Consider the following 756-nt stretch of genomic DNA (forward strand, 5'->3'; position numbering starts at 1 on the left):
CAGCGGGTATCCGCTGGCAGCGTGTTCGGCGCCTTGCCACTCAACGTCGGTGACCAGGCTGACGACCGTCGCCTGGTGGATTCCACCCGTTCGCTGTTCAAGACCGGCTTCTTCCAGGACATCCAGCTGAACCGCGATGGCAACGTCCTGATCATCAACGTGGTCGAGCGCCCGTCGGTGTCGAGCATCGAGATCGAAGGCAACAAGGCGATCAGCACCGAAGACCTGATGAAGGGCCTGAAACAGTCGGGCCTGGCCGAAGGCGAGATCTTCCAGCGTGCCACCCTCGAAGGCGTGCGCAACGAGCTGCAGCGCCAGTACGTGGCCCAGGGCCGCTACTCGGCCGAGGTCGACGCCGAGGTGGTGCCGCAGCCGCGCAACCGCGTTGCCTTGAAGATCAAGATCAACGAAGGCACCGTCGCCGCCATCCAGCACATCAACATCGTTGGCAACACCGTATTCGACGATGAAGAGCTGCAGCAGCTGTTCGAGCTGAAGACCACCAACTGGCTGTCGTTCTTCAAGAACGACGACAAGTACGCCCGCGAAAAACTGTCCGGCGACCTGGAGCGCCTGCGTTCCTACTACCTGGACCGCGGCTACATCAACATGGACATCGCCTCCACTCAGGTGTCGATCACCCCGGACAAGAAGCACGTCTACATCACGGTCAACGTCAACGAAGGCGAGAAGTACACCGTTCGCGACGTGAAGCTGTCGGGTGACCTGAAGGTGCCGGAAGACCAGGTCAAGTCG

At 61.0% G+C, this 756-nt stretch carries 1 protein-coding gene; it reads left to right on the top strand.

The annotated features are described in order from the left end of the window. A partial coding sequence (gene bamA / locus APH28_RS25975) for an outer membrane protein assembly factor BamA (protein WP_082432396.1) occupies window positions 1-756 on the top strand: 756 nt, incomplete at both ends.

The sequence above is a fragment of the Pseudomonas sp. NBRC 111124 genome, assembly GCF_001320245.1.
Taxonomy (GTDB): Bacteria; Pseudomonadota; Gammaproteobacteria; order Pseudomonadales; family Pseudomonadaceae; genus Aquipseudomonas.